General features: G+C 44.1%; 5 protein-coding genes. 1 reads left to right on the top strand and 4 read right to left on the bottom strand.

Annotated features, from left to right (window positions below):
• The first annotated feature begins 642 nt into the window (after positions 1 to 642).
• A complete protein-coding gene (locus tag VN105_RS18760) occupies positions 643 to 1,530 on the top strand; it encodes a LytTR family DNA-binding domain-containing protein (protein ID WP_325643062.1) in 888 nt (295 codons plus the stop codon).
• 146 nt (positions 1,531 to 1,676) lie between these two features.
• Here the strand turns inward: VN105_RS18760 and VN105_RS18755 are convergent, their stop codons facing one another.
• The 4 genes from VN105_RS18755 to VN105_RS18740 form a co-directional block, all read right to left on the bottom strand.
• Positions 1,677 to 2,288, bottom strand: a complete 612-nt coding sequence (locus tag VN105_RS18755) for a hypothetical protein (RefSeq protein WP_325643061.1) — start codon at positions 2,286 to 2,288, stop codon at positions 1,677 to 1,679.
• Positions 2,289 to 2,319: 31 nt separating this feature from the next.
• Positions 2,320 to 2,745 (bottom strand): hypothetical protein, encoded by a 426-nt coding sequence (locus tag VN105_RS18750; protein ID WP_325643060.1) that lies wholly within the window; start codon positions 2,743 to 2,745, stop codon positions 2,320 to 2,322.
• A 112-nt stretch (positions 2,746 to 2,857) separates the two neighbouring features.
• Complete coding sequence (locus VN105_RS18745) at positions 2,858 to 3,499, bottom strand: response regulator transcription factor (protein ID WP_325643059.1); 642 nt, start codon at positions 3,497 to 3,499, stop codon at positions 2,858 to 2,860.
• A complete protein-coding gene (locus VN105_RS18740) occupies positions 3,489 to 5,369 on the bottom strand; it encodes a tetratricopeptide repeat-containing sensor histidine kinase (protein WP_325643058.1) in 1,881 nt (626 codons plus the stop codon). Before VN105_RS18740 ends, VN105_RS18745 begins: the two co-directional genes overlap by 11 nt.
• Positions 5,370 to 5,773 lie beyond the last annotated feature (404 nt).

Here is a 5,773-nt window from a genome sequence, read left to right as displayed (position 1 = left end):
TGTTATCTGGGGGAAATATGAAATATTCTTTTCTGTGAAAGAGGTGCCTTGTTATAAAAGTGACTTACCCGAAGCGCAAATTCATATTCTGGACGGAGGGCACGATGTGCTGGACACCCATTTTGATGAGGTATTAACCCTAATAAGAAACTTTGTAAAGGAACAAAGTGCCTGACAGGAATCTGAGAGTGATTCATCGAGCTTTTCTCAACATAGGCCGTAAAACAGGCGAGCTGCCCGATTGAACTGTTGGAACTTCCTAAAGTTTCTTCCTTTACTCTTTTGGGTCTGGTGGCTCTTTTGAGGAGTTATTTTCTTTAATTCGCGAACATCCGGAAGATCCACTTCTCTTCCTGAAGCCATTATCATCTTGATTGTGTGATTTTGTTAACAACGGTTTTATCCATTCGCTGACCTTTTTTCAGCAATTGATTTACCAAAAAAGTCACGGCCTCTACCGGTTATAATTGTATTGAGGATAGCTAAGACAGAAGTTCTTGAGGTTAGAGAAAACCTCCACCTGTTGCTGTTTCTTCTAATGTACAAGCACTATTCTTTTGTTATTGAGACCTTGATGTTGCATACGCAAAAATAACAAACGTTCCGACTTTATTTGTCATTTACATAAAATTAATATCTAATATGGAACTCTCCTCTCCAGCCTTCAAAAGGGCAGCGTACTATAACGACTGCACCATTCGAATCATCGCTGCAATTAGCGGTTCCCACATCATCACCGAATATGTCAGCCTTGAACCATGGTCATCCCATCTTTTTGACAAAAGCTATCTGATCGAATTTGGAAGCACACTTTTGATTATGCTCCTTATTGTAAACCTTATTTACCAGGCAACTGTTTTCCTGGACCGTAGATATGACTGGTACGATCAGACGCTTCTTAGAGTGATCTTGCAGATACTTTTAGGCATTATCGTTCCGGGCATTGTTGTTTTCATGCTTGCGGCATCGTACCTCAAAATGTATGGCAATAATATCTTTGCTTATAATTATCGATTCTACGTCTTTCCCTTTATTATTGCCCTGATCAGTATCTTTAATGGTTACTATCTGGTCCGGTATCTGGTCTGGCGCTGCAATCAACTCCTGCATCTTATCCAGACGACGCCCGTCGATGCTGGCATTGATATAATTGTACCGGCACTTGAAGAAGAGAAAAGCGAGGGTCCTGTTCCCAAAAAAATATTTATTGCCCATACTCCTACTGGCAGTATACCTGTCCCGGTTGATTCTATCGCCTACTTTTATCGAACATCCGGACGGGTATTTATCCGAACTTTTGAAGGCAGTGACCGTATTCTATCTCAAAGCCTGAATCAAATCGAGGAGTATTTGGATAAAAACATTTTTTTTCGGGCAGCGAGGAATATGATCGTTAATCATAAGGCCATTATGAAATACTATCCGCTCAAATACGGCAAAGTAGGTATCGGATTAAATCCAGGTTTCAAAGAAGAAATTAATGTGAGCAAATTGCAGGCAAAGACATTTAAACAGTGGTTTGACCGATGACAGTAATCCCTTCGTTCAAAATAAATGCCTGGGCCAGGCTCTTTGCGCCATTCAGGTATTTCTAAAATTTCAACATTTCGATTTATCCGATACCTGGTTGGATCAACGTTCCAAACCTTTGGGGTCAAAAATGGATAAAAGGCCGGCTATTCAATCGCGAAACTAACCAGCAGGGAAAGATACTGATCCTCGGCTGGTTTGAAGAAATAGCTCTCTTCCACCCTGGATTCCTGGGAGGTAAGATCCGTCACTGTTAACACTGACCCCAGTTTTTTATTGATTGCCTTTGCAATGATCGCTGCTTTCTCCTTGCTATTGAGAAATGCCGCCTCGAATTGTTTTTCATCTTTCACAACAGGTTTAAACTTTACCCTTGTAGCTGTGATACTGATAACGCTGCCGTTTGCCAGCCTGGCTGCCTTCAGCAGTTCGTCGCGGGAACGGGTTTCGAACGTATATAATGTGCCTTCCCTGAAAAGTTGTAATCCCTGGTACCCCAGTTTATCTTCTTTAAACTGGCTTTCATTCAAACCAGCTTCTTTTGCCTTTGCGAAAAAGCCTTTTTTCAGTTCTTCAAAAGATTTCTTGCTTTCTGATTCTCCATAATCTACTGCTATGGACAAATCCATCAGGTAAGCTTCCACCTCCCGGTTTATTTTGGCAACGCCATAAACCTGGATAGCGTGGTTTTGTTGTTCCTGGGCATAGCTTCCCAATGCCGACACCAATATGATGGCAGCCAGTATTATTTTTTTCATCGGTTAAAAGTTGAGTTGTAAAAGAATAATGTTACGCAATCGTAAACACGAAGGACGCTACAATCATCCATACGCCAACGATAATGCCCAGGATGCCCAGTTTGCCCTGTTTGGGTGCTAACTTTGCCCTGATACTTACTGCCTTTTCCCTGGCCTTTTCATTGCCGGAAAGGAAAAACTTACTGATCAGCGGGAACCCGAGTAAGAAACCAAGACATGCTTCCACCAGGCTGCCTGCCGCTAAGGTGGTCCACCAGATAGGCGCCGATGTAAGCCAGCCAATATTTAAAACGGCGCTTACAAGCCCCCATATGCCCCAGAAACAGAAAACAATTCCTATCCATCCCTGGTAGGGCGCTACGTTTTCCAGCAACTCCTTTGCGTTTGGCTTTTTAGATAAAATCAGGGAGGGAACGGCAATGATGCTCAGCAGGATTAATGTTATTCCGTAAATCATAATGTTGCATTTTTTTGTTAGAGGATTGTTTTATTATGCAACAAAGGTAGCTGGGTACAACAGGGTCAGCAACATCGTATCCAGTGAAATTCACCCCCCTGTTTTCAGGGGGTTAACTAAGCAGCCCTAATTTAACAGCATACCTGGTGAGACCTGCCAGGTTGCGCACTTTTAATTTTAGGATGAGGGTCTTTCGGTAACTTTCAATAGTGTGTTTGCTGAGAAAGAGTTTGTCCGCGATTTCCTGGGTGGTGTATTCTTCCGCAATCAGCTTCAGTACATCCTTTTCCCGGGAAGTGAGCATTTCAAGGGTTTCTTTTTCCTTGTTGAACACGCTTTTGAGATATTCCTGTTTCACGGCCTCTGAAAAGTATTTCCCGCCTTTGAGGATCATTTTTACCGCTTCCAGTAATTCGTCTGAATCTGCATTCTTGGATAAAAAACCGTCTACATTATTCTGGATAAGCGTATCTATCATATTGCTGTCGGTATGCATACTTACCACCAGGGTGCTGATCTCCGGTCTTTTTTCCTTGATATAATTATTTAGGGTGATGCCGTCCATATCGGGCATACTGATATCGGTAATAACGAGATCCACCTGCTCTTCCGGGTGCTGATCAAGATAGTTCATGACCAGTTTACCATTATGGGCATAATAAAGTACATGGAGGTCCGTGTCTTGTGTTATCAACCTGATAAGTCCTTCCAGGAACAATTTATGATCGTCTGCAAGGATAATATTATGCTTCATGCAATTCCTGGTTTAAAGGTATTTCAATGTCAATTACTGTGCCTTTCGAAGGGAAAGAGTCAATGGTACATACGCCGTCGAATAATTTCACACGCTCACGGATATTCTGAAACCCGATGCCGAATTTCACAGTATCCATGGAAAATCCCCGGCCATCATCTTCAAACTGCAACTTCAGCATGTCGTCCAGCCGGGTCAGCTGTATTTCAACTTTAGAAGCGTGGCTGTGCTTCTGGGCGTTGGTGATCAGCTCCTGGATGATCTTATAGATCTCCACTTTCAGTGAAGCGCCGATCTGGTCAATTTCCTCACCGGGAAAAGCCTGGAAGGTGATAATGGCATTACCGGGTACGTTGAATTGCCGGATATAGCCTGAAATGAGCGCTGTGAAGCCGGTGTTGCTGAATTGCTGCGGAACAAGATCGTGTGATAAATCACGTACCTGGTGATAAGTATCGTTTACCTGCCGGATAATCGTTTCCAGCTTATTCACCCCCGTTTGGTTAGAGAGCTGTAATTTGATGGCCGCAAGATTGCCGCCGATGCTGTCGTGCAGTTCACCCGCAATCCGTTTCCGCTCTTTCTCCTGGCCGGTAACAGAGGCTTTAAGCAGCTCCAGTTCCTTATCTTTCAGCAGCGCGGCAATTTCCTGCCGGTTTATTTCCTCCATGGTAGCATTCAGTTTGCTTTGCGCCTGTAGTTTCTGGTAATACATATACAGCAAACCTATAATTGGCAGCAGGACGATGAGGAAGCCGATCAGCAGACTGTATTTTATCGTTCTCTGATGATTTAACTGGCTTTCCTTGTTCAGTATTTCTTTTTCTTTCTGGGCTGTCTGGTATTTAATTTCGAGCTCGTTGATCTCCTTTTTATTCTGGCTGTTCAATACTTCCCGGAAAATGCCCATGTACTGGGTCATGAGTGCATAGGCGTTTTTATAATCGCCTGTTACCGCGTGCAGGTTTCGAAGACTGTTCAATACTTTCAGCTGCGCTTCCAGGTCGTTCCACTGAAGCGCGTTAGTGTATACCAGGGATAGCAAAACCTTTGCGTTGTCATAATCCTTCCGGGCCATCAGTAAGTCGCCCATCCGCTGCCCGGCATGGATATACAGGTCAAAGAACTGGTGCTGCTCTGCATTGTTTTTTACTTCATTGTAAATAGCATATGCTTCATCGGTTTGCTGGTTTAGTTCCGCAATGATACCAAGTGTAAGTTTGGCCTGCAGCTCCTTTTTCTCCTGGTGTTGCTGATGGAAATAAGCCAGTGCTTTTTCAGTATACCGTTTTGCCTGAAGCAGGTTTTTCTGTTCCAGGAAAATGATACCCAGCCGCTCATATACTAAATGTTCCAGTTGTGTATCCTGCACGGTACTCAGCAGGTCATTGTATGCAGCTATGGCTTTGTCGTGTTCATTACGGGCAGCATATACATTGGCGATGCCCATTTTGTTGTCATTCACAGCGGCACTGTTACCGGTAGTTTCCGCAATACCGGCGCCCTGCAGGTAATAACGCAACGCCTCGTCGTACAGCCCTTCCTCATTGTATGCGTTGGCAAGGATAAGGTAAAGGGAAACCTGGTAAGACCGTTTATCGGCAGCCGAAAGATCGCTTTGGTTAAGACTGCCGATGAGTTGCTGTGCATAAATGATCACGGAATCCGTGGTGCCATGGTCGGCATGGAAAGCCAAAAGAGGCTGTAAGGCCAGTATTTTTTCTTTGATACCGGTGGCAAGGTGTACTTTCCGCAAAAGGGAATCCGGGGTTTTTACAGGTACCTTCCCATACCCCGTGAAAGCAGTTCCGTTTTGAGCCAGGCAGGAACAGGAAAGCGCGAGCAGGGCAGCAAAAAGCAAGGCTAACATTCTATTTGGTCCGGTTCGGATGAATATGGCAACCTCCATGATCAGGAAAAAAATTTTATTCAGACAGGAAAGATAATTAAACATAACATATCTGCCAATCCACCAGCGGGTTAAACTTGCCTGACACTGTTCGCCGCCGGGAATCTTTTTGCTATATTTTCAGAAGCGTTTATTCTCTAAGTGACTTGCGAAGAAATGTGTGTTGAGGCTATTTTGCCAGATGCAGACTGTACAGATATATCCTGTTACCGGCTCTGCTGAAAGAAGCCGGTAATACTGCTGCAAGGCTGCCATGGTCTGGGGCCAGATCAACTCCGGCAGGGCAACCACCATGCAGGATAGTGCAGGATGGGACATGATGGAGCAGGTTGCTGGAATTGAATTTATCTGTTAATATTGATTAC

Source organism: Chitinophaga sp. (assembly GCF_035564935.1).
Lineage (GTDB): Bacteria > Bacteroidota > Bacteroidia > Chitinophagales > Chitinophagaceae > Chitinophaga.
Note: the sequence above shows the minus strand (reverse complement) of the source record. Positions and strands in the feature narration are given on the sequence as shown.